Genomic DNA, 17,755 nt, shown 5'->3' with positions numbered 1-17,755 from the left:
ATTATCCCGCCCATGGAAACCGAGATCCCAATCCCCAAAAACTTCGAGTTGCGCCACCAATTGCGCAACCGGGTACGCATCGTTTCGCGTGTGTTGGCCGACGACCCGGAACGCGGATATATCCTGGAAATTTTGCTGAAAAAGCGCCCGGAAATTAAACGGGTGCGCTCGGTGTTTGCGATCGGTTCGGTCGTGATCGAATTCGATTCCAGCCGGCTGCCGAAGAAGAATCTGTTGATTATGCTGGACGCCGTGTTGGGTAACATCGCCCAGAAGCAGACCGATATCAAACAGGATAAACGGAAAATCATCGACGGGCCGTTGCACGATATCGATTTGGCGGTGCAGGGCATGAGTTGCGCATCCTGCGCGCTGTTGATCGAAATGGTGCTTAACCGCGACGAGCGGGTGAAGAAAGCCGGTGTCAATTTCGCTACCGAAACCGTAAACGTGCAGGGCTGTTTGAGTTCGGCTGATGTGGTGGAAATCGTCGAACGGTTGGGCTATAGCGCAATGCCGGTCGATACGCTGTCGCAACGAAAGAAACTGATCGAAAAGGAGTTGCAACGAATTGACGTGGCCCGGCGCCGATTCGTAACCGCAGGGCTGTTGAGCATACCAGTAGTGGTCTCGGCGATGGCGATGGGTAGTCGCAGCTGGCTGCACTGGTTGCAATTTGCATTAACCACCCAAGTGGTGTTCGGCTCCGGCCGCCAGTTTTTCAGCAAGGCTTATCGCTTGGCCAAACAACGGGCGGCTAACATGGACAGCCTGATCGCATTGGGCGTCGGTTCGGCTTACGGTTACAGCGTGCCGGCCTTGTTCCGCGGCCGCGGCCACATCTATTTCGAAGCCGCCGCGGCGATTGTCACCTTCGTCTTGCTCGGCCGTTACCTGGAAGAGCGCGCCCGCGGCAAGGCCGGCGAAGCGATTCGCAAATTAGTCGATTTACAACCGCAAACCGCCACCTTGCTGCTGGAGGGCGGTAACGAGCGCCGCATCGATATAGACGATATCCGGATCGGCGATTTGCTGTTGGTGCGGCCCGGCGAGAAGATTCCGACCGACGGCTTGGTCGTCTACGGCATTTCCACCGTCGACGAAGCCATGATTACCGGCGAAAGCATGCCGGTGGTGAAGAATCCGGGCCACGCCGTGATCGGCGGTTGCGTCAACGGCAATGGCGTGTTGCATGTCAAAGCGACTGCGATTGGCATGGACACCGTGCTGGCCGGCATCGTGCACATGGTCGATCAGGCGCAGGCGACCAAATTGCCGATCCAGAAACAGGTCGACAAAATTTCGGCGGTATTCGTGCCGGTGGTCATGGGGCTTTCTGCGGCGACTCTGGCCGGTTGGCTGCTGGCCGGAGCGCCGTTCGGCTTCGCCTTCGGCAATGCGATTACGGTGCTGCTGATTGCCTGTCCGTGTGCGCTGGGATTGGCGACGCCGGCGGCGATCATGGTCGGCGCCGGCCAGGCTGCCAAGCAGGGCGTCTACATCCGCAACGGCGAAAGTCTGGAAATCGCCAGCAAACTTAACGCGATCGTGTTCGACAAAACCGGTACCATTACCGAGGGCCGGCCCAGGGTTAGCAAGCTGGTCAAAATCTCGCGGATGGCTGAGGCCAAACTGCTGTTGTTGGCGGCATCGGCTGAGAACAACTCGGAGCACTACCTGGGCAAAGCCGTGGTTGCCCACGCCCGCGAGCAGGGCGTCGAGCCGGGAGAGTGCGGCTATTTTTACAGCGAAACCGGCCGCGGCATCCGGGCCGAAGTGGCCGGACACAAAATTCTGCTGGGCAACCAGGCTTGGCTGGAAAGCCAGCAAGTGGCGGTCGAACGTCTGACTGAACACGCCGATTTGTTCGCCCGGCAGGGCCAGACTCCGGTGTACATGGCGGTGGACGGCAAAGAGGTTGCGGTATTTGCCGTGTCCGACAATCCGCGCGACGAGGCTGCAGAAGCCATCGCCCGCCTGCATCGTCTCGGTATCAAAACCATGATGGTGACCGGCGACACCGAAAAAACCGCGCATTTCATCGCCGATAAAGTTGGCATAGCCGACGTCGTCGCCAACGCCAGGCCGGAGCAAAAATTGCAAATCATCCGCCAATTGCAACAGGACGGCCGCAACGTCGGCATGATCGGCGACGGCATCAACGATGCGCCGGCACTGGCGGCGGCCAACGTCGGCTTCGCGGTCGGCGGCGGCGCCGACATTGCCATCGAATCGGCCGATTTGACTCTGGTGCAAGGCGATATCGGCAAGGTGACCGATACCATCGAGCTCAGCGCTTTTACCATCCGCGTCATCAAACAAAACCTGTTCTGGGCCTTCGGTTACAACACTGTAGCGATTCCGGTCGCGGCGCTCGGCAAACTGAATCCGATGATCGCCTCGGCCGCAATGGCATTATCCTCCGTGTCCGTCATCGTCAATTCTCTGAGATTGAACAAGTAAATGAACCACCACAATATGGAAGGGATGGATCATGCCATGCACGGCATGACCGAAATGGCTGCGGCCAGCGGATTCGATTACACCTTGGCGTTTGCCGCCGGGTTTTTGGGCAGCGGCCATTGCCTTGGTATGTGCGGGGCATTGGTATCCGGCTATTTCATGAAAGCCGGAAAAAGCAAAAGCTACCTGCCTTATCTGGCCTACCAACTGACGCGGATTTCGGTTTACGCGACGATCGGCATGCTGGCTGCGGCATTGGGCGTGGTGTTGGTATCGAGCGGCTTGTTCGGCAAGATCCAAAGTATTTTGCAGATCGCGATGGGTTTGGTGGTTATCGCGCTGGCGATGGGGGTGCTGGGCTGGATTCCCTGGCAGGGTTCTTTGCGTCTGATTCCATTGACGGTTCTGCGTAAGGGGTATGCTTCCGCCAATCAAAAAGGGCCGTTGATCGGGTCGGTGATCGCCGGCTTTCTGAATGGCCTGATGCCTTGCATGTTGACGTTTGCGATGGCGGTGAAGGCGACGACGGCAACCAGCGTGCTGGAAGGCGGCGCGTTGATGCTGGCTTTCGGTGCCGGAACGCTGCCGATGATGCTGTTCATCAGTGTCGCCTTCGGCAAAATGAGCGCCAAGCTGCGCGGCTACATGTTCAAAGCGGCAGCCCTGATCATGCTGGCCATGGGGTTAAATACCATTAACAACGGCTTGAGTTTTTATCTGGACCAGGATTTCGACCACAGCCATTTCCTGTTCTTCTTGCAGGCTGAACTCGACCGGTTGATTCTGTTCCTGGCGCAAATCATGGATTACTTGTCCGGCATGATAGACAGCATTCGCAACAAGTAAGCCGCAGCGGTAAAAAGAAATGGATTAATCCGATTTTTTTTGTATAATGGCCAGCCAATTTGCTGGCGTAGCTCAGTTGGTAGAGCAGCTGATTTGTAATCAGCCGGTCGCGGGTTCGAGTCCCATCGCCAGCTCCATATATATTAAAGGCTTATGTCGAAAGACCTAGGCCTTTTTTATTGCCTTGTTCATAAAGTGTCCATTTTATAATGGCACTTTAAATCACTGTCGACTTGGTTGCTTACCCATCAGGTAGCGCGCGTCCAGGCTTTTGCTGGGCGTTTGATCCTGTTGCCGATAAACGCTATAAAATTCGATGCTGAAAACAAGCGACATCCTCAGCGTTAAATGTAACGAAAAAGGAGGCTCTAAAATGATCCAGTTACCACAACCTACTGAAACGCTGTTAATCAACGCCGCAACTGTTGCTGGTCAATCGCCGTTAACGTTTCTCGATAACCTATTACGAGAATACCTCGATGATCAAGCCGACATCCAGGCCGCCGCCCAGTCATTGACCGAACCCGGCGAAATCAGCCTGGACGAGATGCGTTTGAAATATGACCTATAGCGTTGTATTCAAACCAAGCGCCGAAAAAGCCTTTTCAAAACTTCCAAACGAGATTCAAAAGCGCCTCTATGCGGCGGCTTGCGATTTAGCCGAAAATCCACGGCCGCCAGGCTTCAAGAAACTGCACGGCGTTGATGATCTTTACCGCATCCGCGTAGGAGATTACCGGATGGTCTATACCATCGAAGATTGTCAATTAAAAATCCTTGTGGTTGCCATCGGCCACCGTCGAGAAATCTATCGTTAGCCAGAGCGCTAGCTGATTGTTTCGTTTAAGGAGCTGTGATTATGAAATGTCCATCCTGTGCGGTTGGCGAGCTGGTACACGATACCCGTGACGTGCCTTACACCTATAAAGGCGGAACTACCGTAATTCCGTTGGTGACTGGCGATTTTTGCCCGGCCTGCGATGAAGTGATTACCGATGCGGAAGAATCCAAACGCACCATGGCTTTGATGCTGGAATTCAACAAGCAGGTCAATGCCTCGATTGTAGACCCCGGCTTTATCGCCAGCGTTCGCAAGAAACTGGCACTCGACCAGCGAGAAGCGTCGGAGATTTTCGGCGGCGGTATCAATGCCTTTTCCCGCTACGAGAACGGCAAGACCAAGCCACCGCTGGCCCTGGTGAAATTGCTAAAAGTCCTAGACCGCCATCCGGAGTTGTTGGACGAGATACGGGCAGCATAAGCCCATTGTTGGACGTTGTCCCATGGGACGCTGGCGGGACACTTACGGATAATTCCTGAACCGGATATGAATTATTGCATTTGTTGTGCATTACTTCACCTGTTAGAGTTGCGATCCTTTTAACTTACATGGTCAGTTGGTGATGAAGACTAAATTCGTTTTGTCGATCTTAGTAGCGTTTGGTTGGATGGGTGTGGCTCCAGTATCCCAAGCGGAGCTCGTTTATAAATTCTCAGGGCATATAACGCTGATCGAGTCCGATAGTGCGGGATTAATTGCCGCAGCTGGATTAAGCGTTGGCAGCGACATTCACTACGCTTTTTCAGTCGACTTTAACCGTCAGGCCGTGATTACGCACTATGACGGAAGCATTGAAGAACTAGAAGATCTTCCTCGTCCGGGAGAGCAAGGTAACATCTACGCGGATTTGTTTTATGCAAATTTCTTAGAAGGTGTTTTCATAAAGGACCCGGTTGCTTCAACCATGCAATGGCCAAACGGCGCCTCAAAGAACGATGGCGGTATTTACTCAACAAATCCATTATTTTCATCCGGCTCTTTCTTTCACGATGGCGGTTACTACACTATGTCAGTGTTTGGAGAAAACCATCCTCAATTTTGGAAGGTTGGCGATCAAGTAAACGTTTTCAGTGGTGCAAATGTTCTTGACGGCCGCTTTTCGGGTTTTCGCGGCGTAGTGACCCTGGACCAAATCTCTCAAGTTCCTTTACCTTCCCTCGCCTGGATGTTTGGGGCGATTGTTATGGTTATGTTTAAAAGAGAGAGGTACTCTTTCAGAATACGAGCCGGGGTATAACCAGACCAAGACAAAGGCCCAGCCATTGATTGGGCCTTTTTTTGTTGGTTTTATCGGCCCATTTTGCTAAGCGGATTCAACTTGAGTGAGCCGTTGCCTAGGATTTTTTGCAAGGTCAGGATATTGCCGCCTTTCATCATAAAATGACTGGCGAAAGTGTGTCGCAAGACGTGGGTTAGCTGGCCCTTGCCGTTTGGCGGATAATGGCGATCAAGCGTAGAGCCGGAACGGTGCGGCCGAAGCGGAAGCTCAGCGGCCGGGGCAAAGCAAAGCGGCTGCCCGGCTGGCAGCGGCGTTGCGCCGGCATCGAATCGACCGCAATTCTCAATCCGCTTGCCCGACTGGGTATCGAGACCATGGCAAATCCAATCGAATTGACCACTCCTTCCGCATCGATGGCGGCCAAGCTTCGGCGGTGGCGGTTTCCGTTGTTGTTTGCCGGCATCTACGGTTTGATGCATCGGGCTTATTTCCAAATTCCGGACGAGGTCTTGCGGGACACGCTTTACCATTGGGGCCTGGTGCGGCCCGATGCGGCCTTGATCGATCTATTGGCGCCGGGCGAACGGGTGGCGGCCGTCGGTAACCATTTGGTTTCGGCGCGGGCAAACTTGGAGGTCGTGCGTGGATGCGACGGTTCCGGTGCACTGTTTCTGGTGGTGTCGGCCATGCTGGCGTATCCGGCTGAGCTTGGTCGCAAACTGGCCGGCGTATTGGCTGCGGCGGTTTTCATGTATCTGCTCAACCTGCTGCGCATCGCCGCGATTTATGTTGTCGTTGCCTATTATCCGGCTTGGTTTCTGCCGGCCCATACCTATTTTGCGCCGACCTTGATCGTCGTGTTGGGCTGCTTGTTTTTTGCCTGGTGGGCGGCGTGGGGAGGTGCGGATGCCGATGGAAACCGCAGCGTTAGTTAAATTCAGCACCAGGCTGCTGCTGGTCTGGTTGGCGCTGTCGGTATCGGCTTTCATATTTCGCCAGCCCTTGGGCGAGTTTTTACTGCCATTCGTCGACTTCGGCATGCGCGAGTGGAGCCGGGATTTTGCGCCGGGGTTGGCTTTGGCCGCCAACGACGGCGACTATTTGATTTCGGTATCGGCTTGGGTGTTGCGGCCGATTCCGGTAGTAGCCGGCTATACCGTCAATCCCGGCGCCCAGATGACGGCCGGCACCCATCTGACCCATACCCTGGTACCGCCGGTGATCACCTTGTCCCTGGTACTGGCTTGGCCGGGAACGACCTGGGCGCAACGCGGCATCGCCGCCATCGGCGGTATTGTGCAGTCGTTACTGCTGGTAACCGTTACGGTGCCGTTACTGTTGCTGGGCAACCTGGAGATGATGTTTCAAAACATGGCCGAACAGGCCGGCCGCGTCAGACCTGTGCCGTTCAGCTTGGATGTCATGCTTTTTCTGGAGGGCGGCGGGCGTTGGCTGTTGGCCGTGCTGGCCGGGCTGCTGAGCGTCCGTGCCGGTCAACTTCTGGCCGGCCGGTGGCAAGCAACCGGCTGAACGGCCCGGCTGGAAGCGGGCTTGTACTCAACCCGGCAGAGGGGCGGCGTCGCGGCCGAGCAAGCGCTGGCCGATGGCGGCCAGCCCCACGGCGAATAACCAATAAGCCGGCTCGGGTAACGGTACTTGGCGGGCGGGTGTGGTGGCCGCCACTTCCCAACCGATGTCGGAGAGCGCCGCCAGATCCAGGTCGGTAAAATTCTTGCGGGTGCCGGCGGCGATATTCGGCGTCATTGCCGCTTGGTAGCTGCCCAGGCCGTTGATGGTACTGGTTTGCCCGGATTGCCAATGCGCGGCGTCGGCCGACAGCAGCACGTCCTGACCGCCGTTGACCAATTTCGATTCCAGGCCGGTGAATTTGCCGCCTTGCAGCCAGCGGCTCCAGGAATTGGCGGCGCCGATGCCGAGCACGTGCCCCAATTCGTGCAAGGCCACCGAGTAAAAATCGAAGCCGCTAAACGACTCGGTGCTGGCGGGATCGCTATCGAAATACCAGGCCGAATCGGCGTCGAAACTGATAGACCCGCCCCAGGTGGCAAAATCCGTTGGCGGATTGGTTTGGGCGCCGCTCTCGCCGCGATAGGCGGCCTGATTCAAGAAGCTCTGGGTGCCGGAGATGCTGTAGCCGCCCGGTCCGCCCAAGCCCAGCGAGTTGCCGCCCAAGTCGCGGCCGCCGACGAATACGGTCAGCGTGTCGGCGGCAACGTCGAACGATGCCAAATTTGCGGTCGCGCCGCTGTCCGGCCGGCTGAAGACCGCAGTGAACTGGTTGCTGCCGTTGGAATCGATAGCCGCCAGAGTGTCTTGCAGCATTGCCGAGAAATATTGGCCCGCCGCATCCAGCGTGGTGCGTCTGGACAGATTGCTGCCGGAAAAGAAGCCGCCGTCGTAGCTGTAGTCGAAATGGATGGTGACAGCCGCCGCCGGGCCGGCCAGTAAACCGGCCAGCATTGCCGGCAACAAAATCGAATTCCTGTTTTTCAAAACAATCTCCTCGCATAGTGCATTAAGGTCAGGCGGCGCCGGCTGGAAAAACGTCGGCCGCCACGCTGCAGCGTGCCCATTCGATCGGCACTGCGACTTCCGCGGAACAGCAAAGGCGGGATACGCCGCAGCCGCCTTGGCCAAGCCCGAGCCGTTGGCCAAAGCTTGACGCGTCGATTTTACCGGGCGATGAAAATCCGTTTGCCGCTCGGCATTGCAGCATGACTTTGTGATGCGGTTCAAATAAAATGGGCGAGAATACTCCGGTATTTTTTAGGGTATTGTTAGCCAAATTCGAGGGGGAATCGATATGAAACTTCAAATTATTGCTGCGCTGTTATTGACGGCGGACATGGCGGCTGCCAACGCTTCCTACACCACGCTGACCTTGCCCAGCCTCAACGCGGATATCAGAACCTGGACCGACGGGAGCAGTTACAACGGCCTGTTCCCCGGTACGCAGACCTTCAACGGCGTGCCGTTTCAACTGGCGGTCGATGGCGACGGCAACACCGCCTTCCATAACAGCCAGATCGATATTCCGGTCAATATCTTCGGCGTCACCCAGGCGTTTACCTTGATCAATACCGCATTCGGCGCCGATGGCGCCAACGTCGGCTACGTCAGCTTCAGCGGTAGTTTGGGTGACGTCTACACCGTGGACCTGATCGAAGGCCAAAACGTCCGCGACCATTACGACGGCGCATTCACTAACGCCATCAACGGCGTCGACGCAATCCCGGCATTTTCCGCCGGCAGCGGTCGGGCCCGGTTGGACCAGCAGATTTTCAATTTACCGGCGGCGTTCGCCAACCAAACTTTGCTCAGTATCCGCTTCCATTCCAACCAACAAGGCTTGGCCGGCGAGCCGTTCATCGCTGCGGCTACCGTGGCGGCGGTGCCGCTGCCGTCGGCGGTTTGGTTGTTCGGTACGGTTTTGGCCGGCGGCATCGGTTGGGCTAAACGCCGCGGCTAAGACAAGCCGCCGGCAAATGTCAGCGCGCCGAGCCGCCCGGCTTGGCGCTCTGCTTTGTCCGCTCGCCGCGCCTACCAAATATTCCCGGCGCCTGGGGTATAAGTCGCTGCCACGACATTATTCGCAATCAGCGTTTCGCATTGGATGATGTTGGCGGCCTTCACGTTGTTGGCATTGATAGTTACCAGACTCGCGTTGACTTCGACGTTCGCGGCAGCGCTGATCCGAAGCGATCCGTCGGGCGCGATTTGAATGACTTGCTCCAGCGCCGCCAAGCGTTGTTCCAGCTCGGCGATCCGCTCCAACGCTTGCCGCAAGCGGCGCGCGTCTGCGCTAAAGCCGGTTTTGGGTTTCAGGCGCGTGCCGGCTTTGCTTGCTGCGGGTTTGGGTCCGATCTTCATGCTTGTTCCTTTCGTTTTAGTGTTGTCGTTGCCGGCTGCAGCCAGCCAATCAGCCGCAACCAGTCCCCATTTTTCCGCAAAGTACTGCCGGCATCGGTCGCCGGTCAATGAATTTTGTTTCGGCAACGGGCCGAAGGCGACGTTCGATCGCTTTGCCGACGCCGGGGTTACAATCGGCATTACATGTTTGCATCAGGAGAACGCGGTGAAAATCGGATTGAACGGCCAAATTTTTCTCGGGGCGGCGCTGGGTATCGCGCTGGGCATCGGTTTCGCCGGATTGGGGCCGGAGGCGCCGCTTAGCCGGCAGGGGCTTTATCTGCTGGGTTTGGTCGGCACTTTGTTTGTCGATCTGTTGAAAATGGTGCTGGTGCCGCTGGTGTTTACCTCGATCGCAGTCGGCGTTGCCAATTTGCGCTTGCACAGTCAGCTACACCGGGTGTGGATCGCAACGCTGGGCTTTTTCGTGTTGTCGATGGCGTTGGCGATCCTGCTCGGGCTGGGAGCGGCGATTTGGTTCGAACCCGGCAAAGGTCTGAATTTGGAGCTGTTCCAGCACGCCAGCCAAGGTTTTAGCGCCAAACAGATGAGTTTCCCCGAATTTATCGCCAGTTTCCTGCACGGCCTGTTCCTCAACCCGTTTGCCGCGTTGGCGCAGGCCAACGTGCTGGCGATAGTGGTGTTTGCGCTGCTGTTGGGAATTGCGCTGGTGGTCGGCGGCGACCGTTACCGCAACATCCTGTTATTGCTGCAGGAAGGGCTGGAATTGATGTTGCGCCTGGTCGGCTGGATCATGCGGCTGGCGCCGTTCGGGATTTGCGCCTTGCTGGCGCAGTTGCTGGCGACACAGAACATGGCTTTGTTGAGCAGTTTGGCCCAATTCGTCGCGGTCGTGATCGGTACCACCTTGCTGCATGGTTTCGTGGTGTTGCCGGGCTTGTTATTCCTGGCGACCGGCGTCTCGCCGCTGAAGTTTTTCCGCGGCGCACGTGCCGCGCTGCTCACCGCCTTTGCCACCAGTTCCAGCTCGGCGACGCTGCCGGTAACCTTGCGTTGCGCCGAGCAGCATCTACACGTCAAGCCTAGTATTGCCGGTTTTGTAATCCCGCTTGGTGCCACCGTCAATATGGACGGCACTGCACTGTACGAGGCGGCCGCGGCGTTGTTTGTCGCCAATCTGGCCGGGATCGAGTTGGATTTGGCGCAGCAACTGATCGTCTGTTTTACGACGATGGTGGCTGCCATCGGCGCGCCGGGCATACCCAGCGCCGGGATGGTGACCATGGTGATGGTCTTGCAAGCCGTCGGTTTGCCGGCCGAAGCGGTCGCGATTTTATTGCCGGTGGACCGGGTGCTGGATACGGTCCGCACTATGGTCAATGTCGAGGGCGATATGGTGGGGTGCTTGATCGTCCAGCGCTTTGCCGAGGCCTGAACCCCAAGCGGCATCCGGGCTCACGACGGCACCACCTTATTGCGGCCGCTTTGTTTGGCTTGATAGAGCGCTTTATCGGCCCTGACCAGAAAACTTTCTGAATCGTCGCCCTGCTGCAAACGGGCGACGCCGATCGACAGTGTGATTTTGCCCAGCGGCTGGTTGTCGTTCTTGCGCTGCAGCTTGCTGGCTTCCATGGCGCTACGGATGTTCTCCGAGATTTGTATCGCCCGATCCGGGCTGGTATTCGGCATGATGATGGCAAGCTCTTCGCCGCCGTAGCGGGCGACGTGGTGATGGTCTTCGGCGTGTTTTTTCATCAGCGTGGCGACGTATTTGATTACGTTATCGCCGATGGTATGGCCGTAGGTATCGTTGATGCGTTTGAAATGGTCGATATCCAGCATCGACAGGCAGGCGGTTTCCGGCGCCGAGCGTTCGACGATCTCCGCCAGGGTCATATCGAAAGCGCGCCGGTTCAATAAACCGGTCAAGCCGTCGGTGGTGGCGATCTGTTTCACCTGGGCCAGCTCTTCCCGCAGTTGTTCCATTTCCCGGTTGGCTTCGGTTAACTTGGTCTGCATGGCCTGGCTGGTCAGTGCCAGCGATTTGGTTTCCTGGATGATTTCCTGCAGTACCGTTTTCAAGCCGTCGGATGCGGAAAAGTTTTCCAGAATCACCGACTTTTTCTGGAAGCTGTCGTTGGTTTCCTCGGCCTTGTTGTAAGTGTCGTTGATCGCGCTGGTGGCTTGTTCGATGACCTTGTGCAACTGGCGGTTGATCTGCTCGAACGATTCCAGCGAGGCGTTGCAAATATGGGTTTTATACAGCTCGACGCTGGTTTCGTAGTCGAACTTTTTCTGCTCGGAAATCAACGCATTGACCGCCCGGCTCAGGCTGGCATTGTTTTCGGCGACATAGTCGTACCAGATCGCGTAATTGATCGGATTGGCCGCGATATTGTGCCGAACCAGCAGCGGCAGAATCTGTTTCAGATAGTTGGCGTTTACGTTGGGAGAAAAATCGTAAATAGGCAGGAAAGGGGAGCTTTTACTCATGCGATTTTGTCGGTAAACGTAGGGTCGGGGTGAAGCTTATCAGACCGCAGGTTTTGTAGTCCATTGCTTACATCAGCCTAGGCTAAAATACGGATTTATCAAGCTCTGCGACGCGGCCGCGGCCGGTCTGCTCCGGGAGGCTTTGGAAACCGGCGCCGATCGGGACGGCGCACTGCCGGCATCGGCAGAATTTGGCGGCAAATCAGCCGGGTCGAGCGGACCCAACGACAAAAACAGTTTGCGCGCCGCGGCGATTTCGATAAAATGCGCGGCCTCGAGTCGGGTGCTTAGCTCAGCTGGGAGAGCATCGCCCTTACAAGGCGAGGGTCGGGGGTTCGAACCCCTCAGCACCCACCAGACTCGAAGTTTCAATATCGTTGCAGCCGGTTCCGGCCTGCACCTGATTCTACTCTCGATCATTCGACTCGCAGAGTCAGCTCTCGATTTGGGTTGCCTGCCTCGGCATTTAATCACGACTCAACCTTGTCTTGTTCCTATTCAAGCTTCTGATAACGCCAGCCGCTCGGCCAGCATAGCCATTTGCTCGTCCGCCAGCTCGATGTCGAAATGGCCGCCCAGCAAATCGCCCAAATGCGCCCGACTGTTAACCGGCGTGCTGATCTGTTCTCCGGCATGGAATCGGGAAAAGTTGGTATTGAACAACTGTACCCAGCCCGAGGCGGTATTGCGGCAAATCAACAGATTTTGCGACAGCAGCGACTGATCCCAGGTCGTGCAGACCAGATTGGCCGCTTCCAGGTCGCAGCGCTGCACTCTGGAGCGGTCGAAACTGTACAGCGCAAACCATTCGCCGTCTTGCTGCCGTTCCAGCACGGTTTCCCCCGATGCCGCCTCCAAACGCAAGCGAAACCGGTTATGGTCCAGCGTTTGTTCCTGCTCGGTGCCCAGCCGCAACGGCCGGTAGTGGCTGGGGCCGCCGAAACCGACATCGACCAGCCAGGATTCGCCGTCGGCCTCGACGATAAAGGCCAAATGCAGCCTCGGCCCGCCTTCGCTGCGGCCCATCCGCACCCGCGCCATGATCGGCTGGTAGCTAAATCCCAGTTCGATTAGCGCCTGCTCGAATAAGCCGTTCAGCTCGAAGCAATACCCGCCGCGCCGGCTGGCGACGATCTTGGTCATCAACGCCGCCGGTGCCAAATCGGGCAGCAAGCCCAACAGCGGGTTGATGTTCTCGAACGGAATCGCGCCGAGTTGCGCCTGTTGCAAAGCGCTCAGGCCGGCCAGGGTGGGTTCGGGGCGGGCTATGCCGATGCGGTTAAGGTAAGCGTTGAAGTCGAAACTCATGGTCGTTGGTTTTGTCGCGGTTAAGCGGGTTGATTAGGCGCAGTTTGCGCTTACGTATTTAAGTTGCGGCCGCGGCGATCTTATCCGCCGGTCGTTAAAACAAAGTCTCTCAAACCTGTAGCGGGATTATTCTAGCCTGCACTCGGTCGGATATGATCAGTTCGGCGACGGTGATCGGCAATTTAAAGCGGCGCGGACCGGCGCTGCCGGGGTTTACATACAACACGCCGTCCCGTTCCGTAATCGCCGGCCGGTGGGAATGGCCGGAAATCACAACCCGAATCCCGGCTGCCGCCGGATCAAGGGCGAGTTCGGCCAGATCGTGGATCAGGTAAATGCCGGTTTGCGCCAGCGTCAAACGGGCGGATTCAGGTAATTCCTCGGCCCATGCGCCTTTATCGTTATTGCCGCGCACCGCCGTCACCGGCGCCAACTCCCTTAGCCCTTGCAACACCTCCGGCTTGCCGACGTCGCCGGCATGCAAAATCCGCTCGCAGCCGCCAAGCGCCGCCAGCGCTTCGGGGCGCAGCAGGCCGTGGGTGTCCGAGATGATGCCGAGGCGGTGGTTCACAGTGGGAACAGATAATCCGTTTTTTGGAGTTTTATGCAATGGAAGGGCAATCGAATCGGCATGCAAAGTCTATCGGCTGAAATATATGTTCAATGTTTTTTCGACAGTTTTCGGCCGATTGCGGGCGGCCCTTTAAATTTTTGATCGTCCGGTTAAGTGTATTTAGCAGAACTAGCCTTATGCCGGTAGTCATCGGGTTGCTGCAAAAGTTTGGATTACAGGGCGTGTTGCTGCCATTTTTAAGACTATCCGGAAGCCAATACCCAAAGCGGTAGACTCGGGTGTGCTACCAGTGCTTCCAAGGACACCTGACGGCAGATTTAGGTAGGCGGTGGCCTCTTAAGCCCCCCAGCGGCTTTGCGGACAAACTTTCCAGGTCGCCTGCCCGGTCATTCATTCGACTAATGATCGGTGACATAAAAGTTTCGACTGGCCCAGTTCATGCATGCATAAATAGCTATGGCGTTTTGCCTTTACTACATCCCCTTGGAGGACACATGCTACGCTCCCTAACCGCAGTTCTATTTATGATACTCCTGCCTCTGCACAGTAGCAGCGCTGCTTCGCTCGTCACCGATGCTAACGGTATCTTGACTGGCGCACGCGGCATATTAGTCGGGGTAAACAAATACGATGTATTCTTCGGTGACGGCTCGTGCGTGGGATTGTTTAGCGGCTGTGATGAGCAGAGTGATTTCCCGTTTATAGCTACTGACGCTTATCTTGCGGTTGACGCATTGTTAGCGCTTTTAATATCCGATGCTCGTTTCGTCCAAGACCCGTCGAGGATTTCCGGTTGTGTGGCGTCTACATTCGGCAACTGTATATTACTAACCCCATACACCCCATCCATTTTCCAACGAAACGTCGTCGACATATATGGACTAGTACTCCCAACTGATAGACAACCTTTCATTGGGTATACAGAAAACATAAGCAATAGTGACACATCCCGTGCGTCCGGCCGCACGTATGCGATCTGGACAAAAAGCCAACCGGCGACCGTCCCCGAACCTAGCACCCTGATGCTGCTCGGGATCGGTCTGTTAAGTCAACGATGGTTGCGTACACGGGGCAAAAGGGTTCCTGTTTAACAATATCGCCCAATCCGGCAGCTCGCGTAGCTCCGAATAGCGCAGCGTATTCGGAGGAATGAAGGCCTCAAATTCGTCCGATTACGTTTCACTAATCGGACCTACTGCCCTGTCAGGGCAAGCGGTTGCAGGTTTGGTTTAAGGCTATTCCCCTCACCCCAGCCCTCTCCCGCGAGGAGAGGGGGCTTTCACGACCGTCACTAGGTCTGAAGGATGTGCTGAACAAGCTCGCGTAGCTCCGAATAGCGCAGCGTATTCGGAGGAATGAAGGCCTCAAATTCGTCCGATTACGTTTCACTAATCGGACCTACGGCCCTGCAAAACTAAGGATTAAGCGGCGTTTCGCTGCCCTTTTTACGACCATCCGGAAGCCAATACCCAAAGCGGTAGACTCGGGTGTGCCACCAGTGCTTCCAAGGGCACCTGACGGCAGATTTAGGTAGGCGATGGCCTCATTAAGCCCCCATCGGCTTTGCGTACAAATTTTCCACGTCGCCTGCTCGGTCATTCATTCGACTAATAATCGGTGACATAAAAGTTTCGACTGGCCCAGTTCATGCTTGCAAAGATAGCCAGGCGATTTGCCTTTACTACATCCCCCTTGGAGGACACATGCTACGCACCCTAACCGCGGTTTTATTTCTGTTGATGCTGCCCCTGCACAGTAGCAGCGCTGCTTCGCTCGTCACCGACGCTAACGGTATATTGACTGGCGCACGCGGCATATTAGTCGGGGTAAACAAATACGATGTACTCATCGGAGACGGCTCGTGCGTGGGATTGTTTAGCGGCTGTGATGAGCAGAGTGATTTTCCATTTATGCCTACTGAATCCATACAGGCTCGCACGGCGTTGCTTGACTTAATAATCACGGACGGGCGCTTTTTAAATAGCCCTTCGTTGATTAACGGTTGCTCAAGCGCTACATGCGCTATTCTAACCCCACAAATGGTAATCATAAGCACGACACAGTTGGCTACGTCAGTTGTGCAACTAGACGATCGTATACGGCCCGCGACATTGAATAGATTTATCGATAGGTCAAGCGACAGCAAGCTATCCGATATTGAGACATGGGCGATATGGGTACAACGTCCAACCAACAACGTCCCCGAGCCTAGCACCCTGATGCTGCTCGGGATCGGTCTTTTAAGTCAACGATGGTTGCGTACTCGGGGCAAAAGGGTTCCTGTTTAACAATGTCGCTCAATTCGGCAGCTCGCGTAGCTCCGAATAGCGCAGCGTATTCGGAGGAATGAAGGCCTCAAATTCGTCCGATTACGTTTCACTAATCGGACCTACTGCCCTGTCAGGGCAAGCGGTTGCAGGTTTGGTTTAAGGCTATTCCCCTCACCCCAGCCCTCTCCCGCGAGGAGAGGGGGGGGCACGACAGTCTGTTTAGGTCTGTAGGATGTGCTGAACACCGTGAAGCGCATCGTTCGCGGACGGTGCGGTTCGTAAACTCACCACACCCTACATCGGCTTTAGGGTCGCGTAGCAGTTTTGATTGAGCTGCGTGTATGGGCTGATGGCTGGGTAGTAGCCCTTGACATCGGTTTTGCAGACAAAGCGGTAGTCGCCCAGCTTGGCCTGGATCTGGGTCACGGCGCGCTTGGGGCCGCCATGGCCTTTGACATGCACGCAGGTCGGCGACACGGTCAGCCTGTCCTGCAGCAAAGCGCTCAACAGCTTGATGACCACCGCGTCTTCAGCCGACCATAGATGCACGACCTGACCATCGGTTTTGCACAGCCGATGCTGCGGGGAAAATCGATAGTCACCGCTCTGAATCTTCGCCAATAGCCCGCTTTTGCGCGCCGGCCAATGCCGTCGCCAGTGCCGGATATCGGCATCCGCAGGAAACTGCCGGCGTTGCCGGCAGACCGCCTGCTGTAAGTGCGCAGGCGTGAGGGGTAAAGCTCTGGCGTTAGCGGGTTTTTGCGGTGTCGACATCGTCGAATCCGTGGGTGTCAGCTTTTTATGCACATCAATCGACGGCAGTGGCCGATTTTAAATAGTGGAGTGTCAAGTTAAAAATCATAGTTTTGTTTGATTTCAATCAATTAAAACCGATTTTCACATCCATCAGGGTGACTGTGCCTCTGTCGGTTTTTTTTACAAAATGGCCGTTTTGGTATGAGGCATTTCACATTTTTTGGCAATCTGCCCGATAGAACAGTGGCTTTTGCTGCGGCTTTTGTGATTGCTTTCGGCGATGAAATCAACCGCCAAGGCATTGGGGCTTCGAAGCTGAGGCATTGACGGGCGTTTGGCGCACCACGATTTCGTCGCCGAGGCGCAAAATTGCCACGCGGTCGGCATCAGCACGAACGTCCTCGGCTAAACGGCAGGTTTGGCTGTGCAGGCCTAGATGACGCCGCTGTATCCTTCAATAATCCTTGGGCAAGCGCGCGACCAACTCGTCCCAACGGATCACGATCTCCGGCAGAATGCCGACCTGAGTTTCGCCTTCCAGCGGGTACAGCTCGGGTTTGCCGTATTCGCCGTTTTGCAGCTTGTAGACGAACAGCAGGCGGTCGATGGGATGCACCAGCCAGTATTCGCGCACACCATGGCGTTGGTAGAGATCGCGTTTTTTGATCTGGTCGTGACTGGCAGTGGACGGCGACAACACTTCCACGACCCAGTCCGGCGCACCGCGCACGCCGCGTCTGTCCAGTTTGTTGGCGTCGCAGACGACTAACACATCGGGTTGTACGACGCTGGTTATCAGTTCGTCTGCTTCGTCGTGGCTCGGTAGGCGTACGTCCAGCGGCGCGATGAAGGCGCCGCTGGAACTGCCTTGCAATGCGTTGGCGGTTTGACAATAAATTTCCCCGGCAACGTCTTGATGGGCCAAATCGGGTGTCGGCGACATCAGATAGGCGGCGCCGTCGATCAGTTCGTAGCGCACGTCGTCCAGCCATTGTCGATATTCGCCGTAGGTGTGTTGTTGCCGGTCTTTTAGCGCTAGAGCCATGGCTCGTCTCCTTCGTCTACCCTTTATGGGACTGATCCCAATCAGCAGT

General features: G+C 56.2%; 17 protein-coding genes and 2 tRNA genes. 12 read left to right on the top strand and 7 right to left on the bottom strand.

The features are described from left to right. Positions 1–12: 12 nt before the first annotated feature. From PL263_RS08110 to PL263_RS08065, 9 genes are all read left to right on the top strand, one after another. Positions 13–2,463 carry a heavy metal translocating P-type ATPase gene (locus PL263_RS08110; protein WP_278212526.1) on the top strand — a complete coding sequence of 817 codons (2,451 nt, stop codon included), beginning with the start codon at positions 13–15 and terminating at the stop codon, positions 2,461–2,463. Next, on the top strand, positions 2,464–3,309 hold the full coding sequence (locus tag PL263_RS08105; RefSeq protein WP_278212525.1) for a sulfite exporter TauE/SafE family protein: 846 nt from the start codon (positions 2,464–2,466) through the stop codon (positions 3,307–3,309). Positions 3,310–3,370: 61 nt separating this feature from the next. After that, positions 3,371–3,446, top strand: a tRNA-Thr gene (locus PL263_RS08100). 236 nt (positions 3,447–3,682) lie between these two features. After that, positions 3,683–3,880 (top strand): hypothetical protein, encoded by a 198-nt coding sequence (locus PL263_RS08095; protein WP_140912349.1) that lies wholly within the window; start codon positions 3,683–3,685, stop codon positions 3,878–3,880. After that, entirely contained in the window at positions 3,870–4,127 is a 258-nt protein-coding gene (locus tag PL263_RS08090) for a type II toxin-antitoxin system RelE/ParE family toxin (protein WP_256611152.1), read from the top strand. The genes PL263_RS08095 and PL263_RS08090 overlap by 11 nt, the downstream gene beginning before the upstream one ends. A gap of 41 nt (positions 4,128–4,168) precedes the next feature. Next, on the top strand, positions 4,169–4,570 hold the full coding sequence (locus tag PL263_RS08085) for a type II toxin-antitoxin system MqsA family antitoxin (RefSeq protein ID WP_278212524.1): 402 nt from the start codon (positions 4,169–4,171) through the stop codon (positions 4,568–4,570). A gap of 142 nt (positions 4,571–4,712) precedes the next feature. Continuing rightward, on the top strand, positions 4,713–5,387 hold the full coding sequence (locus tag PL263_RS08080) for a hypothetical protein (RefSeq protein WP_278212523.1): 675 nt from the start codon (positions 4,713–4,715) through the stop codon (positions 5,385–5,387). Positions 5,388–5,743: 356 nt separating this feature from the next. Further along, positions 5,744–6,304 carry an exosortase family protein XrtM gene (gene xrtM, locus PL263_RS08070; RefSeq protein WP_278212522.1) on the top strand — a complete coding sequence of 187 codons (561 nt, stop codon included), beginning with the start codon at positions 5,744–5,746 and terminating at the stop codon, positions 6,302–6,304. Continuing rightward, on the top strand, positions 6,276–6,899 hold the full coding sequence (locus PL263_RS08065) for a hypothetical protein (RefSeq protein ID WP_278212521.1): 624 nt from the start codon (positions 6,276–6,278) through the stop codon (positions 6,897–6,899). The genes xrtM and PL263_RS08065 overlap by 29 nt, the downstream gene beginning before the upstream one ends. Before the next feature lie 27 nt (positions 6,900–6,926). Here PL263_RS08065 and PL263_RS08060 read toward each other — a convergent pair whose 3' ends face one another. Then, positions 6,927–7,883, bottom strand: a complete 957-nt coding sequence (locus PL263_RS08060; protein WP_278212520.1) for a matrixin family metalloprotease — start codon at positions 7,881–7,883, stop codon at positions 6,927–6,929. A gap of 310 nt (positions 7,884–8,193) precedes the next feature. On the opposite strand from PL263_RS08060, the gene PL263_RS08055 reads away from it, so the two are divergent. Next, positions 8,194–8,859, top strand: a complete 666-nt coding sequence (locus PL263_RS08055; protein WP_278212519.1) for a hypothetical protein — start codon at positions 8,194–8,196, stop codon at positions 8,857–8,859. 71 nt (positions 8,860–8,930) lie between these two features. Here the strand turns inward: PL263_RS08055 and PL263_RS08050 are convergent, their stop codons facing one another. Beyond that, positions 8,931–9,260, bottom strand: a complete 330-nt coding sequence (locus PL263_RS08050; protein ID WP_278212518.1) for a hypothetical protein — start codon at positions 9,258–9,260, stop codon at positions 8,931–8,933. Positions 9,261–9,465: 205 nt separating this feature from the next. Between PL263_RS08050 and PL263_RS08045 the strand changes: the two genes are divergently transcribed. Further along, positions 9,466–10,695, top strand: a complete 1,230-nt coding sequence (locus PL263_RS08045) for a dicarboxylate/amino acid:cation symporter (protein WP_278212516.1) — start codon at positions 9,466–9,468, stop codon at positions 10,693–10,695. A 20-nt stretch (positions 10,696–10,715) separates the two neighbouring features. On the opposite strand, the gene PL263_RS08040 is transcribed toward PL263_RS08045, so the two are convergent. Beyond that, positions 10,716–11,753: a GGDEF domain-containing protein gene (locus PL263_RS08040; protein WP_278212515.1), complete on the bottom strand. Its 1,038-nt coding sequence runs from the start codon at positions 11,751–11,753 to the stop codon at positions 10,716–10,718. A gap of 281 nt (positions 11,754–12,034) precedes the next feature. On the opposite strand from PL263_RS08040, the gene PL263_RS08035 reads away from it, so the two are divergent. Beyond that, positions 12,035–12,110: transfer RNA gene (locus PL263_RS08035), tRNA-Val, on the top strand. A 141-nt stretch (positions 12,111–12,251) separates the two neighbouring features. Here the strand turns inward: PL263_RS08035 and PL263_RS08030 are convergent. The 4 genes from PL263_RS08030 to PL263_RS08015 all read right to left on the bottom strand — a co-directional run bounded on the left by PL263_RS08030 (position 12,252) and on the right by PL263_RS08015 (position 17,706). Beyond that, a complete protein-coding gene (locus tag PL263_RS08030) occupies positions 12,252–13,061 on the bottom strand; it encodes an arylamine N-acetyltransferase (RefSeq protein ID WP_278212514.1) in 810 nt (269 codons plus the stop codon). Positions 13,062–13,170: 109 nt separating this feature from the next. After that, positions 13,171–13,632, bottom strand: coding sequence for a metallophosphoesterase family protein (locus PL263_RS08025; RefSeq protein ID WP_278212513.1), 462 nt, complete (start codon positions 13,630–13,632; stop codon positions 13,171–13,173). A 2,567-nt stretch (positions 13,633–16,199) separates the two neighbouring features. Then, complete coding sequence (locus PL263_RS08020; protein ID WP_278212512.1) at positions 16,200–16,679, bottom strand: hypothetical protein; 480 nt, start codon at positions 16,677–16,679, stop codon at positions 16,200–16,202. Positions 16,680–17,115: 436 nt separating this feature from the next. Continuing rightward, the gene (locus PL263_RS08015; RefSeq protein WP_278212510.1) at positions 17,116–17,706 is read right to left on the bottom strand and encodes a Uma2 family endonuclease; all 591 of its coding nucleotides are present in this window, start codon (positions 17,704–17,706) and stop codon (positions 17,116–17,118) included. Positions 17,707–17,755 lie beyond the last annotated feature (49 nt).

The sequence above is a fragment of the Methylomonas sp. EFPC3 genome, from assembly GCF_029643245.1.
Classification (GTDB): domain Bacteria; phylum Pseudomonadota; class Gammaproteobacteria; order Methylococcales; family Methylomonadaceae; genus Methylomonas; species Methylomonas koyamae_B.
The sequence above is the reverse complement of the archived record's forward strand: the minus strand, read 5'-3'. Positions and strand labels throughout refer to the sequence as shown.